General features: G+C 61.6%; 14 protein-coding genes. 6 read left to right on the forward strand and 8 right to left on the reverse strand.

What is annotated here, in order from left to right; translation table 11 throughout:
- Positions 1-40: 40 nt before the first annotated feature.
- The 6 genes from BV034_RS24565 to BV034_RS24585 all read right to left on the reverse strand — a co-directional run bounded on the left by BV034_RS24565 (position 41) and on the right by BV034_RS24585 (position 5036).
- Positions 41-580 carry a DUF2721 domain-containing protein gene (locus BV034_RS24565; protein ID WP_265593422.1) on the reverse strand — a complete coding sequence of 180 codons (540 nt, stop codon included), beginning with the start codon at positions 578-580 and terminating at the stop codon, positions 41-43.
- An 84-nt stretch (positions 581-664) separates the two neighbouring features.
- Entirely contained in the window at positions 665-1357 is a 693-nt protein-coding gene (locus tag BV034_RS24570; RefSeq protein WP_050029610.1) for an HAD family hydrolase, read from the reverse strand.
- Between the two features lie 113 nt (positions 1358-1470).
- On the reverse strand, positions 1471-2460 hold the full coding sequence (locus BV034_RS24575) for an aldo/keto reductase (protein ID WP_050029662.1): 990 nt from the start codon (positions 2458-2460) through the stop codon (positions 1471-1473).
- 186 nt (positions 2461-2646) lie between these two features.
- Positions 2647-2784 carry a hypothetical protein gene (locus BV034_RS36390; protein WP_265593423.1) on the reverse strand — a complete coding sequence of 46 codons (138 nt, stop codon included), beginning with the start codon at positions 2782-2784 and terminating at the stop codon, positions 2647-2649.
- 62 nt (positions 2785-2846) lie between these two features.
- The gene (locus tag BV034_RS24580; protein ID WP_081888078.1) at positions 2847-4124 is read right to left on the reverse strand and encodes an MFS transporter; all 1278 of its coding nucleotides are present in this window, start codon (positions 4122-4124) and stop codon (positions 2847-2849) included.
- 39 nt (positions 4125-4163) lie between these two features.
- Entirely contained in the window at positions 4164-5036 is an 873-nt protein-coding gene (locus tag BV034_RS24585; protein WP_050029612.1) for a haloacid dehalogenase-like hydrolase, read from the reverse strand.
- A gap of 240 nt (positions 5037-5276) precedes the next feature.
- On the opposite strand from BV034_RS24585, the gene BV034_RS24590 reads away from it, so the two are divergent.
- Together BV034_RS24590 and BV034_RS24595 are read left to right on the forward strand one after the other, a co-directional pair.
- Positions 5277-6389 carry a GntR family transcriptional regulator gene (locus tag BV034_RS24590; RefSeq protein WP_063768890.1) on the forward strand — a complete coding sequence of 371 codons (1113 nt, stop codon included), beginning with the start codon at positions 5277-5279 and terminating at the stop codon, positions 6387-6389.
- A 92-nt stretch (positions 6390-6481) separates the two neighbouring features.
- Positions 6482-6700 (forward strand): hypothetical protein, encoded by a 219-nt coding sequence (locus tag BV034_RS24595; protein ID WP_050029613.1) that lies wholly within the window; start codon positions 6482-6484, stop codon positions 6698-6700.
- 730 nt (positions 6701-7430) lie between these two features.
- Here the strand turns inward: BV034_RS24595 and BV034_RS24605 are convergent.
- The gene (locus BV034_RS24605) at positions 7431-12782 is read right to left on the reverse strand and encodes a PAS domain S-box protein (RefSeq protein ID WP_081888079.1); all 5352 of its coding nucleotides are present in this window, start codon (positions 12780-12782) and stop codon (positions 7431-7433) included.
- Positions 12783-13200: 418 nt separating this feature from the next.
- On the opposite strand from BV034_RS24605, the gene BV034_RS24610 reads away from it, so the two are divergent.
- The 3 genes from BV034_RS24610 to dinB all read left to right on the forward strand — a co-directional run bounded on the left by BV034_RS24610 (position 13201) and on the right by dinB (position 15461).
- The gene (locus tag BV034_RS24610; RefSeq protein WP_050029616.1) at positions 13201-13740 is read left to right on the forward strand and encodes an SRPBCC family protein; all 540 of its coding nucleotides are present in this window, start codon (positions 13201-13203) and stop codon (positions 13738-13740) included.
- Between the two features lie 210 nt (positions 13741-13950).
- Positions 13951-14319, forward strand: coding sequence for a hypothetical protein (locus BV034_RS24615; protein WP_050029617.1), 369 nt, complete (start codon positions 13951-13953; stop codon positions 14317-14319).
- A gap of 56 nt (positions 14320-14375) precedes the next feature.
- A complete protein-coding gene (gene dinB, locus BV034_RS24620; protein WP_050029618.1) occupies positions 14376-15461 on the forward strand; it encodes a DNA polymerase IV in 1086 nt (361 codons plus the stop codon).
- A gap of 56 nt (positions 15462-15517) precedes the next feature.
- Here dinB and BV034_RS24625 read toward each other — a convergent pair whose 3' ends face one another.
- Complete coding sequence (locus tag BV034_RS24625) at positions 15518-16294, reverse strand: M23 family metallopeptidase (protein WP_265593425.1); 777 nt, start codon at positions 16292-16294, stop codon at positions 15518-15520.
- Between the two features lie 25 nt (positions 16295-16319).
- On the opposite strand from BV034_RS24625, the gene BV034_RS24630 reads away from it, so the two are divergent.
- On the forward strand, positions 16320-16829 hold the full coding sequence (locus tag BV034_RS24630) for a transcriptional repressor (RefSeq protein WP_050029620.1): 510 nt from the start codon (positions 16320-16322) through the stop codon (positions 16827-16829).
- Positions 16830-16930 lie beyond the last annotated feature (101 nt).

A 16930-nucleotide genomic window follows, 5' to 3' on the forward strand; every position in this document is an offset into this window, starting at 1 on the left:
GAATCCGGCAACCCACCTTTTACCGTTCGCCATTCACCACTTACCGATGGCGGGACCGCTCTCTCCCCCGAATGATCTCCGCTTCCTGATGGATGTTCAGCAGCGAAATCGCCGTGGCGCGGAACAAACACGCGCTGCCCCAGATCAACCCGCCAAAGCCTACAAAACCCAACCCCAGGCCCACCAGCACCAAGCCCTTCAACCAAAATCCCTGCTGCAAGGATGCCAGCACCACCCCCAGCAGCGTGATGAAAGTAGCACCGGCAAATGCCGCCAGCGCCAGATAGATGGAAAACAAGGCCCGCATGAGCAGAGCCGCCTGAGCCTCCGCGCGATCCACCTGTTGCAACAGCAACACTCCCGCCTCATCCGACTCTACGCCCTTCTCCGACTTCGCCAGAAACTGCGCCATCCGCTCCCGCGTCCGCAACAGCCGGTTGATCGTGCTCTGCGCCAGCATGCTCGTCGCATTCGTCAGCAACGCTGGTGCCACAATGAACGTCAGCACCGCAAAGGGACTTTGGGTCAAAGGAACGGCAGCAGAGGCGTCCATGAGATAGAGGATGAATTGTTTAACCACGGAGAAAAACCAAACTTCAAATACCAAACCTCAATGCCCCTCTTCCCCATCTTGTTAATCTTTCCAAAATCTTGTTAATCCTGTCTACCCCTCTTCCCCCCGGATCCCAACCTCGTACACATGCTTCAGCAAGTCATCAGGATCCGCATACACCCGGTACGCGCCTGACTTCTCCAGTTCCTCCTGTCCATAGCCACCGGCCAGCAGGCCCACTCCCAACGCTCCCGCACGACGCGCCGCGAGCATGTCCCAGATGCTGTCTCCTACTACGATGCACTTCGTGATGTCCGCGCCCAGTTTGGCTGCCGCGGCGAGAAACAGATCTGGATTCGGTTTCGCATAGGAAACCTGATCACGCGTCACGATCGGCACGTGTTTGGGCACCTCCAGCATCTCCAGCACCGGACCGGCACTCTCGATCTTGCCGCTGGTGGCGATGGCCCAAGGCACGTCCCACTGGGTAAGCGCCTCCAGGAGCTTCTTTGCCCCCGGCAGTGGCTTCACCTGCGAGCGCTGGCGTGCATAGCTCTCTGCATGGCGACGCTGCACGCGCTGCGCCACCTCGGGCAACAATTCCAGCCCTGTCTCCTGTATGAGCGCATTGACAAACAAGCCCCCGCTCATCCCGATGCGCCGGTGAATGCGCCAGACGGAAAGCTCAATCCCCTCCGACTCCAACGCCTCCCGCCAGGCCAGCACGTGCTGATACACACTGTCCACCAGCGTGCCGTCGAGATCGAAGAGAAAGGAAGGAGGGGAAACAGAGAGAGGGGACATGGGGGGGAGAGAGTGAAAAGTTGAGAGTAAAAAGTGATAAGTAATGAGCTTCCCGAAACAGCGGCGAGCCATCTCGGGCGTTCCTAATTCATCATTCCGAATTCCTCATTTCATCAACGGCCGACCATACCCATCCAGGCCTCAGGGTAGCGGGTGCCGGCAGCCGCATTCTGAGGTGCTATTTCATCGATCCGCGCCAGATCCTGTGCGGTGAGCTGCACTTCCAGGGCTTTGAGATTGTCTTCCAGGTAGGTGCGACGTTTGGTGCCGAAGATGGGCACAATGTCTTCACCTTGCGCCAGCACCCAGGCCAGGGCCAGTTGGGAGGGCGTGCAGCCCTTGTCAGCGGCCATCTGCTCGATCTGCGACACGAGGGCCCGGTTGCGCTCAAAGTTCTCTCCCTGAAACCGCGGAGAATGCCGCCGATAGTCATCAGGTTCGAAGTCCTCAAACCGCTTGATCTGCCCGGTCAAAAAGCCGCGCCCCAGCGGGCTGTACGGCACAAAGCCAATGCCCAGATCCCGGCAGACACCCAGCAGTTCATCTTCCGGATCACGTGACCAAAGGGAGTACTCTGTCTGAAGCGCGGCAATGGGATGCACCGACTGCGCACGGCGCACGGTGTCCGGCCCGGCTTCTGACAGGCCCAGATACCGCACCTTGCCCTCTTTTACCAGTTCCGCCATCGCCCCCACCGTATCTTCGATCGGCGTGTCGGGATCCACGCGATGCTGATAGTAGAGGTCGATCACCTCCACCCCCAGGCGAACTAGACTCGCCTCACACGAGGCCTTCACGTACTCCGGCCGGCCATTTACCCCACGCTTGGTGGGATCGTTGGGATCGCGCACGATGCCAAACTTCGTGGCCAGCACCACTTGGTCCCGACGATCCTTGATCGCCTCACCCACCAGTTTTTCATTGGTCCAGGGGCCATACATGTCTGCCGTGTCCAGGAGCGTCACGCCGAGGTCGAGCGCCCGGTGAATCGTGGCGAGGGATTCCGCATCGTCCCGCTGCCCGTAGAAGTCGGACATGCCCATACATCCCAGTCCCAGCGCGGAAACGCGCAGCCCGTTCTTGCCCAGTTCACGTGTGATCATAAGGAGGTCGCTTGCCACTCTGTAGAGTTGATCGTCCAGGCAGGGGCCGGTGTTTCCCGCCCCCTGCAATCTGGCCGGGAAATAGGATACGTTTGCTCCACGGGTTCTGGTTGGCCCATCCTTGGGAAGGATGCATGCCCCGCCAACAATCCGGGCCTCTCGTACCCCGTCTTCTGGGCAGGGCGATCAGGGCATCAGCGGCGCATACGCCCACAGCCTCAGTCCTTTGGGCAGAGCACGCCTTACCGGTGCGGCCCCCTTGGCCTCACCCTCCACCAGCTGCGCCCGTTCCAGGCGCACCTGCTGGCGTTCTTGTTCTGTCATGAGGTTTACTTTTGTCGTCTCTGTCTTCATAATTCGTTCAAAGCTTGTTTCGACACCTCGGCCTATACGCTCAACTGCTGCGACGCCTGGACCTGAGGTGTCATTTCATCGATCCTCCGCGTGCGCAACGCTGCCGCCAACGCCACGGCACACGCGCTGGTGAGCACCACCAGCCCCAGCGCACCGCGCAGGCCGATGCCTTCCGCCACAAATCCAATCAGGGGCGGACCCAACAAAAATCCTCCGTAACCCAGCGTTGTCACCGTCGCCAGCGCCAGCCCCGGGGACATCTCCTTCACCCTCCCGGCAGCGCTAAAGACTTGAGGAATCACGGTGGCAAACCCAGCCCCTACGGCTGCAAAGCCCAGCACCGCGGCGTACGGATGAGCCGTGATGAGCGCCAGCAGCAAGCCGGCTGCGGCCAGGACGCCGCTGCCGCGCACGAGGCGCTCCGGCCCCAGACGCAAGGTCAAAGAGTCTCCGGTGAAGCGCCCCAACATCATCGCCAGGGAGAAAGCCGCGTACCCGGCCGAGGCCAGCCCATCGCCGGCGCCAGTGACCTGCTTGAGGAACAGACCGCTCCAGTCAGCCATCGCCCCCTCCCCCATCATGATGCAAAAGGCCAGCAACCCCAGCGCAACAAGCCTCTGCAGATCCGCAGCGGGGATGGAAGCCAGACCGCTCTTCACGGACACGCTGGCCGGAAGCCTCTCGCCGTTCGAGGAAACTTCATCCATACCCCGGCGCCCCACCGCATCATCTGGCAGCAGGGGGCGAAGCGCAATCAACACGACCATCCCACCCAACAGGGCGGCCACCGTCAGGAAATGCGTCTCCACCGGCACCGCCAGCCAGGCCATCCCGGCACCCAACGCCGCACCCGCCAGACCACCAGCGCTGAACAGTGCGTGGAAGGATGACATGATGGGCCGGCGGTAGCGCCGCTCCACCAGCACGGCCTGGCCGTTCATGGCCACGTCCAGGCCACCATGACCAGCACCAAAAAGAAAGAGGCCCAGCTTCAGCCAGAGAACCCCGGGCGCAAAGGCCAGGCAGGGCAGCATGCCGGCATACACCACCGTCCAGAAGGCTGCCACCCGCCGGCTGCCCAATCGGGCAGAGGCCCAGCCAGACAGTGGCATGGCCACCAGCGCCCCCAGGGCCATGCCCAACAGGGCCACTCCCAGAGCTCCATGCGTCAGTTCATGACGCTCCTGCACCATGGGAATACGGGACACCCAGGTGCCAAACAGCATGCCATTCAGCAGGAAGAGCCATGATACCGCCCGCCGGGCCGCCACGGCAGCGGGAGCTGGGGTTCTTTGTAATAACTCACTCATTGGGGGGCAGTCAGGAGAGAAAAGGAAAAGGGAACGGGGTCAGCCCAACAGCGCGAGATTCGCGGCGTCATGCCGCCCACCCATTGGATGAAAGCTCACCCAGTCCGTGTGGATCTTGTCCCAGTCTTGCAAGGCCATGCCGTGGCTGGCAAAGAGTGCCCGGATCTGCGTGGAGTTCCACAGCAGCACCTCCTCCAGGATCGGCACCAGCACACTCAGGGCATTGTCACTGATCACCGTGCGCTGCGCGATACGCCCCACCGCCTTCGTTTCCGAGACGGCAATCGTATGCCCGTCCCGGCTGTTCACGTGGTGCATCACATAGAGGTCAGAACTGCCGTCACCCATGTAAATGGTACGGTCAGGACTCACGCGCAGGGCGGCCTCGATGCCTTCCAGCACCGTCACTTTGCCGTAACCTGCAGGGGTGCGGGTCACGTTGGCGATCTCTCCGGTGGCGGGGTCAAAGTCGAACTCCGTGCCGAACACCCTCTCCGGAGGCACAATGCCCTCCAAAGCCGAGCGCACCACCTCAGCCGGTCCGGCGGAGATCACGTAGAAGGGGAACTCATAACCCGGCAACCCGAGGGCCAGCACCCTGCTCAACAGATCCACCTGGTGCTTCAGCCGCACTTTCTTGCCCGCAGCCACCAGATGCTCACGCCGCACTCCTCGGAAGGCAGGATCATGCCGCAGCAGATACGCCAGCTCCGCCCCCTGCTGCACGAGGTGGGTCCTCGACAGTCCTGCCACCTTCTCTTCAAAGCCTGGTACGCCCAGCAGTTCTGCCAGCACGTAGCCCGAGTCATTGAAACTCAATGTCTTGTCAAAGTCGCTCGCGACCAGAAAGCGTCGCTCGCTGGAGGTCTCAAATTCATTGGTCCTCATGGTCGTCTCCTTTCGTGTCGTCATAGATTGATATTTGGTTATAACAGCTCTTGCCAAGCTGTCTTAGCTCCTGCTAAAGAAAGCACGCTCCAGACCCTCCGCAACACCACCACGCCTTGCGAAGTCTTTCAAAGAGGCCGAACCTTCTCCCTAGAAGCGGTGTCCCCTTCTCATCTTGACGTTTCCAAGTTGATATAACAACTTTAACTCACCCGATCATCCCGTCACCGAACTCCTGTCCGCCACCCACCGCCCCCGCTCCTTTTGAAAGTCTCCAAACACCGCCAGATCCACGACGCCCTGCGCCAGGAGATTCTGCACGGCAAATACCAGCCGGGTCAGAAGATCCCTAGCGAGGCCGCGCTCGTCACACGATTTGGAGCCTCGCGCATCACCGTGGGCCGGGCGGTGCGCGATTTGAATCGCTCCGGGCTGGTGGAACGTCGCGCTGGCTCTGGCACCTATGTCCGCCGTCTGCCTACCGAAACGGGCGTGCCGGAGCAAGGCCTCACCTTTGGCCTGCTCATTCCGGACCGAGGACGCACAGAGATCTTTGAGCCGATGTGCCAGGGCATGGCAGAGTCACCGCAGGCCCTGGGCCATGCTCTGCTCTGGTCCAGCTCCCTCTCGCGGGATCCCTCGCTCTCCCGCGCCGCTCAAGCATGGGAGATCTGCCAGCGCTACCTCGGCCGCCGGGTGAGCGGCGTCTTCTTCGCCCCGCTGGAAGCCGCCTACGATGAGGACCAAATGAACCACCGCATCGTCACCGCCCTGGATCAGGCTGGCATCCCCGTGGTGCTGCTGGACCGTGACTTTCTGCCCTACCCCAAACGCAGCCGACACGATTTGGTGGGCATCGACAACCGCCGCACCGGGTTCGCCGCCACCCAGCACTTGGTGGAACTTGGCTGCCGCCGCATCGCCTTCGTCACCTACCCGGAACCCGCAGCCACCATTGACGAACGCATCGCTGGCTACAGAGAAGCCCTCTACACGAACAGCCTGCCCGTGGTCCCGGCATACGTGCAACGCCTTGACCCTGCCTCACAGGAACAGGTTCAGGGCCTGCTGCACAGCGCCACGCCCGATGGCATCGTTTGCGCCAATGACCGCACTGCCGGCCAGCTCATGCACAGCCTCATGCAACTCGGCCACCGCGTTCCCCAGGACATTCGCATTGTGGGCATAGATGACATCGCCTACGCCAGTCTCCTGCCCGTCCCCCTCACCACCCTGCATCAACCTGCCCGGGAGATCGGCCAGGCCGCCATGAGCACCATGCTCGAGCGTCTGGCCCGCCCCGAAATGCCTGTGCGGGACATCTTGCTGGAATGTCCGTTGATCGTGCGGAAATCGTGTGGCGGACTTAGTGCTTAGTACGGCGCAGGGCGAAAGTCTTCGAAAGTTGCCCCCCTCGCTCGCTCTCCTGCAAACGATTCCCTTCTGTCCACCGCACTCCTTCCTGCGCCATGATTGAGACACCTTTCAAATCCGACTGGGCCACCCTCAAGCGCCGCCTGCAGGATCTGCATCCCGACCTCAAGGAAGACGACGCCCTGCCGCCTTCCGGCACGCATTCGGAGGAAGTCGTGTGGCACATTCAACGGCGCCTCGGCACCAACATCGAAGAAGCCCAGGCGCTCTTCGATGAAGCCAACCAGACCGACGGCCCCTGCCCCGCGCAGTGAGGCCCGCCCCGAGGGCGTCTCAGCATCTTCGTCGTTGTCGGCCAGTTCTCCGCTTCACCATCCACGTGTGAATGCGATGTGACCCCAGAGAGAGCCATAGCCCGACCCCAAATATGATCGTGGGGGTCAAAAGCGCCGTTCCCACACTCTAAGGCAACACATCCTCACGCTGGACTCCGAACGTCATAGGAGGGCAAAAGATCCGGATGACTTGAGCCACCGCCCAAAGCACGGCAAAAACACCCGCGAGGAAAAGGAAGGTCTCGTTGGCGCTGAGTGGTGCATCATCAGACCCCGGAGCCTGCCGTTTGCCGCACGCATGCGAGGAGATTTTTGGGGCCAGATTCCAAACTAAGATCGTCCCTATCACATACATGACAATTCCAACCAAGATGGCGGCAATCGATCAGACCAAGATTCCTTCGTAAACCTCATCTTCCCAAATCGAAATGGCGAGCGAAAGCCATGGAATACCTCCAAGGTCTCGAATGCCAAACAACAGAAAAACCACCGCGGCAGCTCTCAACAACGCAGTGAGAAAACTCGACGCGGCTTCCCAGTTCCCATCTACATTTTCAGATGAGCATAACGGCTGGGGAGGCAAAGGCGGAGGGTCTTGATTCATCGCAACAAGCCGCCAATATATCATTTACCTAGTGCATGTCAAAACCTCAAAAATTAGCCCCGAAACTTGCACACCTACCCATCTTGTTAATCTTCAAAAATCTTGTTAATCCTGTCTGAATACCGTCTCAATCGCCTGATCCAGCGCCTCCACGCGGACAGGCTTGGTCAGGTGCAAGGAAAAACCTGACTCATGGCTGTGGGCCACATCCTGCTCCATGCCATAGCCGCTGAGCGCGATCCCCCGCAGCTCTGGCTGGAGTGACTTCAGGTGGCGCATCACTTCATAGCCCGAGCCATCCGGCAGACCGATGTCGGAGATCACGAGATCAAAGGCCCCCTCATTCCCCAGGAGACGGGCCTCCTCCACGCTGCACGCAGCGGATACTTCATACCCGCGCCGCCGCAACAACACCCCGAGCGCAGCCCGCGTGGCGTCATGATCTTCCACCAGCAAGATGCGCCGCCATACCGCCGGAGAGATGGGGCCCCCAGTCTGCTTGGCCGCAGCCACCTCACCCTCATCCCCGCCATTGTTTTCGCCGTCAGCAGAGGCCGCCGCCTTCACGAGAGGCAGCGTGATCACAAACGTCGTCCCGTGGCCGCGTCCCTCGCTCATCGCCTGAATGCGCCCCTCATGCAGCTCCACCAGCATGCGCGTGATGGTCAACCCCAACCCCAGTCCGCCATAGCGATGCGAACCGCCCTGCATGGCATGCTCCCCCTGGGCGAAGGCCTCGAACACCCGCTGCTGCTCCTCCAGGGTCATGCCCATGCCATTGTCGCTGACACGGATCATTACCATGCCCGGCTCCGGCCCAAGCGCGGTGGACACCACGATGGCCCCGTACTCCGGCGTGAACTTCACTGCATTTTTGAGCAGGTTCCAGAACACCTGCTGGAGCCGGACCTTGTCGCCCCAAACCAACCGGGAGGTCGCATGGAGAGCCAGCGTCAGCACCAGACTCTTCTCCTCCGCATCCTGGCGCACCGTGTCCAACGCATCACGCAGCACCAGGTGGACATCCACGTTTTGGAGATCCATGGCCAGCTTCCCACGGGTGATGCGCGTCAGGTCCAGGAGATCATCAATGAGACGCGCCTCCAGATCGACGTTCTTGCGGATGGTATCAAAGTCCGCCTGCACCGATTCCGGCACCTCCGGATTGGAAGCCCCCTCACTCGCCAGCAGCAGCACCGGACTGAGGGGTGTACGCAACTCATGCGAGAGGCGGGCGAGGAAATCATCCTTGGCCCGCACCGCTTCCAGTGCCTGATCACGCGCCTGCTCCAGATCCAGCTCGGATTGCTTTCGGTTCGTGACATCCGTCTGCACCAGCACAAAGCCAGTCACATCCCCCTGGTCCGGCAGCCACTCTGGCATGAAGACGGCGTGGATCCATCGGCTGCCCAGTTCATCGTGGGTGGAGGGTGAATGGATCTGCATTTCAAACTCCACCAGCTCTCCTGCCAGCGCGGCTTCGATACAGCCGCGGGCAGCCTCATACGCAGCCTCCCCCATCACCTCACGCATGGGGCGTCCCAACAGTTGCGGCACCTCCAGCTCGTACTGCGCCGCATAGGGCCGGTTGGCAAACTTGTAGCACTGGTGCCGGTCCACCTGCGCCAGATACACTGGGGCATGGTCCGTCACGAGCCGCAACTGCTGCTCGCTCGCCATCAGCGCATCCTCGGCATGGCGGCTCTCCGTGATGTCCTGGGTGATGCTCAGCGTCCCGGAGAGACGCTCCTGGGAGTCCCGCAGCCCCACCACGCTGTTTCGCACCCACACCTCCACTCCGTCCGCCCGCACAAACCGGTTCTCCATGATGAAGGCCGGCCCCTCTCCCGCCAGAGCCCCGTGCGCATCCACATAGTGCAACCGGTCGTCCGGATGGGTGATTTCATGAACCTGCTGCCCCAGCAGCTCTTCCCGGGTGCGCCCCGTGATCTCGCAGTACGCGTCATTCACCATCACATACCGCCCCTCCAGATCGGTCTGGGCAATGCCGGATCCCGCCTGCTGGAACACGGCCGTAAGGTGCGCTTCGCTGCGGCGCAGAGCCTCCTCTGTCTTCTTCAGTTCAGAGATGTCCAGGTTGATCCCCACCCACTGCTGGAGCCGCCCGGCCTCATCTCTCACCGGCACACCGCGTGCCAGCACGGGATGCCAGGCACCATCCAACCCACGGAAGCGTTGCTCACTCTCCCAGAACGTGGTGTCCGGTCCCGCCACACACCGTCGCCAGGCCAGCCGCACCGTCTGGACATCCTCCGGGTGCAAGGCCTTCATCCATCCATCGCCGGCAAACTCCGCCTGCGTCATGCCCACCAGCTTGAGCAGGGAATCACTCGCATACTGGTTGCGCCCCGCTGCATCGCAAATCCAGATGCCAAAGTTCATCGACTCCCCGATCGCCCGGTACAAACGCTCACTGCGGCGCAGCTCCGCCTCATCCAGCTTCTTCTGGGTGATGTCCCGTGCGATCTTGGACGCCCCCACGATCACCCCCTGCTCATTGCGGATGGGCGAGACCGTGAGGGACACATCCACATGCGTGCCGTCCTTCCGCCGTCGCACGGTTTCATAGTGCTCCAGCCGGCTGCCAGCACGCAGCTTGTCGAGGATGACGTGTTCTTCATTGAACCGGTCATCTGGAATCAGCGTCATGATCGGCCGCCCCACGATCTCCCGCGCCTGGTAGCCAAAGAGGCGCTCCGCCCCTTTGTTCCAGCTCAGGATGCGTCCCGCCAGGTCCTTGCTGATGATGGCGTCATCAGAGGACTCCACAATGGCCGCCAGGCGGCTGAGGGCATGCTCTGCGTTTGTGCGCTCCGTCACATCCCGCGCCACACTCAGGAAGCGCGCCGCCCCGCCATCCCGGGCCGGGATCGGGGTCACCATCACGTCCCACCATTTGGGCGTGCCGGCAAAAGTGGGGCAGAAGCCACGGAATCTTCCCACCTGCCCTGCGTTGGCCTGCCGCAGCGCCGCCTGCGCCACCCGTTGAGAGGTCTCATCCTGCCACATGTCCAGCCAGGAGCGCCCGGCGGGAAGACTGGCCTCGTCCATCTCCAGCATGCGGATGCCGTTGGCACTTGTCCACTGAAGTCCTCCTTGCGGATCCATCACCATGATGCAGTCCGCCGTCGATGAAATAACGCTCTGCAGGAAGGCTTCACTCTGTGCCAGCGCCTTTTGCGTCCGCCGCTCGTCGCTCACATCCAGCGCCACATTGATGAGCCCACGGCACCTCCCGCGGGCGTCATGCAGCGGATCGGAAGACAGCGCCACCCAGCGCCGCGTACCATCCGGTCGCTCCACCACCACCTCCGCCCCGCGGGCCGGCCTGGCCTCCCGCAGTGCCGCCACCATGGGGCTCTGGTCATGCGGGATGAACTGCCCGTCCAGCGACCACATGCGGTAGCTCCCGCACCACCGCACCCGGCTCAGGTCTGGAGCCCGGCCCCACAGCTCGCGCGCCGCATCGTTGTAGAAGGTCAGCCAGCCGTCCTCGTTGAGCGTGTAGCACGCAATCGGCAGCAGGGAGAGCAGTTTCCGGTGCCGCTGCTCGCTCCCCTCCAGATCCTCCTCAGCCTGTTTGCGACCCGTGATGTCAATGATCACCCCGGGAAACCGCTCCGGCTTTCCGGTCGAATCCCGCTGCACCCGGCCGCGGGCCGTCACCCACCTTACCTGCCCCTTGGGTGAGACCACGCGGTAGTCCTGTTCAAAGTTCCCGGTCGGATCCGAGATCGCAACGTCCATGGCCCGTCGCACCCTCGCCACATCATCCCGGTGGATCATTTCCATGAACCTCTCCACGGGCGGGCCATCCTTGTCCCGCTCGTCCACGAAGAAAAGCCTCGCCATGTTCTCATCTGCAGTCACCTGGTCATTGCGGATGTCCCAGTTCCACGTCCCAATCTCCGCGGCGAAGAGCGTCGTCTCCAGCCTCAGCCGGGTCTCACGCAACAGTTCCTCCGCCCGTTTGCGTTCGGTGATGTCCAGCACAGTGCCGTGCATGCGCTCCGGCTCCCCTTGCGGGCTGAAAGCGGTCTGCCCATGACACTCAATCCACCGCACCTCTCCGGAGGGGGTCAGCGCGCGCAGTTCACCGTTGAACCTCCCGTCTCCCGCATGCGCCCGGTTCACCTCCGCCGCCACCCGCACCCGGTCCACGGGATGCACATGCCCCAGGAAGCCTTCGAACGTGCCGTCGAAGCCCCCTGGCTCCACGCCAAAGATGCGGTGCGTCAGCTCCGACCACCCCACTGTGCCCGCAGCCAGGTTCCAGTCCCAAACCCCCACCTTCCCCGCCTCCACCGCCAGGCGTGTTCTTTCCTCGCTCTCCCGGAGCTGCGTGGCGGACTCCCGCCGCACCCTGTCCAGCTCAAGCAGGGATTCCGCCCGCTCGCGTTCCATTTCAAACGCACCCGCTGTGGCCAACCCGGCGCTGATCTGCCCCGCCACCAGTTCGAGGAATCCACGATACGGCCCGTCCAGCGGCCGGCACGGATTCACCCCCGCCACCAGAAAGCCCGTGGGCGGCTCCTCCTGGCCATGAGGAAACAACGGCAGCATCACTGCGGCACGCGGGGTGCTGTACGGCCCCGTCGGCAAGTCCTGCAGATGTTCCAGCGACACCTCCACCGGCTCGCCCTCAGCCAGGATCCTTGCCACCGGCCAGGGGCCTGCGCCGGAATCGTCGTCCGTTCCACACGAGAGCACCGCCGGCGCCAGCTCTCCCCCTTGATGCACGCCGGTCTGGCTTCTCAGCACCGCCTGCCCGGACGCCCCATGATCATGATTGTCAAAGAGGTAGACCAGGCTGAAGGGCAAATCCACACGGTGCCGTTGCAGGCAGCCTCCGACCTCCTCCATCAGTGCCTCACTGCAACTGGCCACGGCCAGGCTCTCCGCCAGATCCTGGAGCACTGCCAGGCGGCGCTCCCCGATCACCCGTTCGGTCTCCTCTGTCACCACACACAACATCCCGCCCACGCCCCCGCCATCGTCCGGCACCGGGCTGTAGGAAAAGGTGTGGTAGGTCTCCTCCGGATACCCGTTGCGCTCCAGAAAAAGCAGCAGGCATTCATCCCACGTCGCCCGCCCTGTCTGCAGCACCGATTCAGATCTTGGCCCGGCGTCATCCCACACCTCCGCCCATACTTCAGAGGCTGGCCTCCCCAGCACCCAGTCTTTCTTCAGCCCCAGCGTTGGCAGATAGGCATCATTGCAAAAGAAGTAGAGTTCCGGTCCCCAGCCCAACCACATGTCATACCGCGAGGTCAGCAGAATGCTCACCGTTGTGCGCAAACTCTGTGGCCATCCCTCAGGCGGCCCCAGCGGGTGCTCCGCCCAATCAAACTCCGCCATCCGCCGCGCCATCTCACCGCCTGCCTCCGGCCATTGAAACGCTGAAACCTGGGGGGAAATCGTTGGCAAGGAGGTCATGCTCAGGCTGTAGCTATCGAGTTAGGGATAAAGTTCGAATCGGAAGCCGCCATCGTTTCGGCTGGGTGATTCTATAAAGCCATCCCGACAAGGAAAAGCCCTCGTTGCGGCGCATGGCACTTATTGATGAGGCGCTGCTCTATTGCCCTAAAATCAAGGCTTCCAGCGATACGCACTCCCTCGTTTTTCATACTTCGATGGATAAAGGCGCATCATTTAATCGGGTCTCGTTAAAACGATTCATTAATTTCTGAAAGTGAGCAATTTCCAACATCCCCTGTCGAACTTCATCGTCACTGCTCCCTATCACCGCCATTCGCGGTGTGGCGTTGGCGACAACTCTATCCTCACAAAGGTGTATGCGGCGTCCAATCCTCCCTCCATTGGCGATATAGCATTGACTCCTTGCAGCCTGACAATGAACTCCGTCGAAGAATCCATCCGCATCGAACGACCGGTCAAAGTGGTGTACGACCAGTGGACCCAGTTTGAAGACTTCCCGCATTTCATGGAAGGGGTCAAAGAAGTCCGGCAGATCGATGACAGCCACCTTCACTGGGAAGTGGAGATGGGTGGATTCATCAAGACTTGGGAGGCAGAGATCATCGAGCAAGTGCCCGATCAATTTATCGCCTGGCAAAGCACCGAAGGCCCCCGCAGCACAGGGCGCGTGACGTTTGAGTCCTTGGCCGATGATGCCACCATGGTCACCCTGCGCATGGCATACGCCCCAGAAGGCGTGGTGGAGAACCTCGGAGCCCTTCTCGGCCTCGTTTCCCTCCGCATCGCCCGCGACCTCCAATGCTTCAAGGATTTCATCGAAGCGCGTGGCACCCCACCCAAGGCCTGGCGCGGTGAGATTCACGCACCGGAGATCATTCCCCACGCCACCGTTGCCAGTGTTTCCCCACGCTCTCCCGGCGCGGAGAAGATGCCGGTGACGAGCGTGGTGCGGTGAGCAGGTAGCTCGATGGTTCAGTGAGCCGGCGTTAGATGCGCCAGATGGAACACCTCTGAAGGAGTAGCGGCCGCCTGGATGGCCTTCCGTAGAGAAGTTCACTGCCAGACACTGGCTTTCACGGGATTACCTGCGCGTCCCCCGCAACTCCCCACGCCCTCGCCCAAAATCTCGATTGACAGACTCCACACAAAGTGTTCATATGAACACATGAAATCCAATCCCCAACCCGCCTCCCAAGAATTGGTTTACATCGTCAGCAGCGTCCCAGAGCGCCAGGAGTGGGTGTTGCTTCACGAAGGAACAGAACGCCACTTCCCCGATCGCGGGCAGGGCAAGATCCCCGGCTTGGTGGATGCCATCCGCCACTGTTTCTGGAGCGGTGAAGGACAGGACCGCCCCTCCCTCCTGCTCATCCAGCACGGCGGGCAGCAGTTCCGCCTGCGGTTCCACGCCGATCTCCCGATGATGGTGGCGGACGACGGTCCTTCGCCTGCTGCCGCCTCCACCTTCGATTTCCGAAGGGAAACCAGCTCGGATCCTCTCCCCGCACTGGCCCACCTTTGTGCCATGGGCTAAAGAGGAGTCGCCCCTGGCACCGTCAAAGACCGGTTGCCCGCCGTACTCTCTCATCAATGGCTCAGCCCCGGATCGTCATGCACGTGGATATGGACGCGTTCTTCGCGTCCATCGAGCAGCGTGATCATCCAGAGTTCCAGGGCAAGCCCGTCATTGTCGGTTCCCCGCCAGATCAACGCGGGGTAGTCTGCGCGGCCAGCTATGAAGCCCGCGCCTTCAAAGTGCACTCAGCCATGCCCTCCCGCACCGCAGGAAAACTCTGCCCGCAGGGCATCTTCGTCCGCCCCCGCATGCACGTGTACCGTGCAGAGTCGGCAAAGATCATGCAGGTCCTGCAGCTCTTCAGCGCCTGTATCGAGCAGGTATCGGTAGACGAAGCCTACCTTGACGTCAGCCCTTCCTTCCAGGACTACGACGACCAGGACACTGCGCTGGAGGCCGCCGAGGCCATGGCCCGCGAGATCAAAGCCCGCATCAAGCAGGAGGTGCAACTCACCGCCACCGTGGGCCTCGGTTCCAACAAGTTCCTCGCCAAGCTGGGCAGCGGCTTTCAGAAGCCCGACGGTCTCACCCTCATCCGGGAGCGCGACAAGATCGCATTCCTCCGTCCCTTGCCTGTCGGAGCCATCCACGGTGTCGGTCCTGTCACTGCCAAGGAACTCAACGAGCGCGGTTTCATGACCGTGGGGGACCTCCAGGAGACCACGATCCCGCTGAATGACATCCTCGGCTCATGGTCCGCGACTCTAAAACAGCGTGCCCTTGGCACCGATGACCGCCCCGTTGACCCCACCGACGAGCGGAAGAGCATCAGTTCCGAGAACACTTTCCTCAACGACACGGACGATCGTCCCACGCTCCGTACCGCCCTCAAAGAACTGGCGCTCGACGTTGCCCAGACCTTGGAGAAGGAAGGCGTCGGAGCCCTCACCATCCAGGTCAAAGTCCGCTACAGCGACTTCACCACTCTCACCCGGCAACTCCGCGTGGATGATCCGCTCACACAGACCGACGAGATCTACCGGCTCGCCTGCCACCTCCTGGCGCGCCATCAGCTGGTCAAGTCCCCACTTCGGCTCATTGGTATCGGCGTCTCCACCCTCGTCCCTCCCGTCCGCACGCAGTTGCGCCTACCGCTTTGATCCGTGACACAGGCATCCTGCAGCAGGGTCAGGCGCCATTCCAAACTCCACCCTCCTCATTCCCTCATCCCGGGCAAAAGCAGGTCCCCACCCTTTCCACGGTACCGCTTCAGAAACTCCTCAGGTGGCACGCGATCCAGAGGCGCATCCGCATAGCCGATGCCTGGATACACCGAGAGACTCTCCCTCACTTCGAAGTGAAGATGCGCCAAGTACCTTCCGTTGGCCGTGCCCACCGTGCCGAGCTGTTTACCCCGGGGCAGCACTGCATCGCACTGGGTCAGGATCTCATCCAGATGCGCATAGATGGTTTGATACACACGATATCCCATTGGCGCAGAGGCATCTGGCACCTGATGCGCAAGGATCACCATGTTCCCCCACCCTGGTCCCACCCAGCCCGCATAGATCACCTTCCCCACACCGCTGGCATAGACGGGATCTCCCAAATCCGAGTTCCATCCACCGATACCGTTGAGATCATCGCCCAAATGGCGGTTCACGCGAAATCGCTGAGCATTGTAAGTGAAGGCACCGCTTTCCGTGCCCATCGGCGCATCAAAGCGAACAGCCGTCGGCAGCGCCGCCACCTCTGCTGGTGACAGCCGGATAAACGCAGCGTCCAATGGCTTGCTGGGGGCCGTATTTTCCGGATGACAGGCCGTCGCTGCCAGAGCGAAGGCGCACGCCATCCAGGTCGCCCTCAGGGGCCGCCCACCCGGCTTGCCTTTTCGGGCAGAACGCTTATAGAGATCTAGAATCAACATCAATTCACGCTCCATCCAGAGCAAACTGCCGTCAAACCCGGATGCATCTAGGGTTGACGATTCCATTCCGCATGAGAACAATGGATAAGAAATGACCGAGGCCATCCGACAGACCCTGGAATCCTTCCTTGCCAGCAAGGGACTTCGCCGCACCAAGCAACGCGATGTCATCATCGAGGCTGCCTTTGGCACGCAGGAACACTTCAACGCGGAAGATCTGCACGCCATGTCGCGCCGCATCGACCGCACCATCTCTCGCGCTACCGTTTACCGCACCCTCAGTCTGCTGGTGGATTGCGGCCTGTTGCGCGAGGTAGACCTCGGCCGCGATCAGACTTACTACGACCCCAACTTCCTGGACAAACCGGAACACAACCACCTTATCTGCGTGGACTGTGACCGGGTCGTTGAATTTGAGGACGACCACATTGCGGTGATGGAAGACTGCATCACTCGTCGTCTCGGTTTCACCCCGGCTTCCAAGACCATCCGCATCGTCGCCAAGTGCGATCAACTCGGCCGCACTGGCCACTGCGCCTTCCGCGATCAAGAGAGAGCCGGACACGGCTCCCATGGCCTGAGCCACGCCCACGCGCACTGAGGGCCACCCGCTTCGCGGAAGACAGAAGACTTGAGATTCGAGGCGAACTGCCAGGCAGTTCGCCTTTTTTGTGCCCGCGCAGCAGGATTCTGGAACTACAG

It is taken from the genome of Verrucomicrobium sp. BvORR034 (genome assembly GCF_000739635.1).
Taxonomy (GTDB): domain Bacteria; phylum Verrucomicrobiota; class Verrucomicrobiia; order Verrucomicrobiales; family Verrucomicrobiaceae; genus Verrucomicrobium.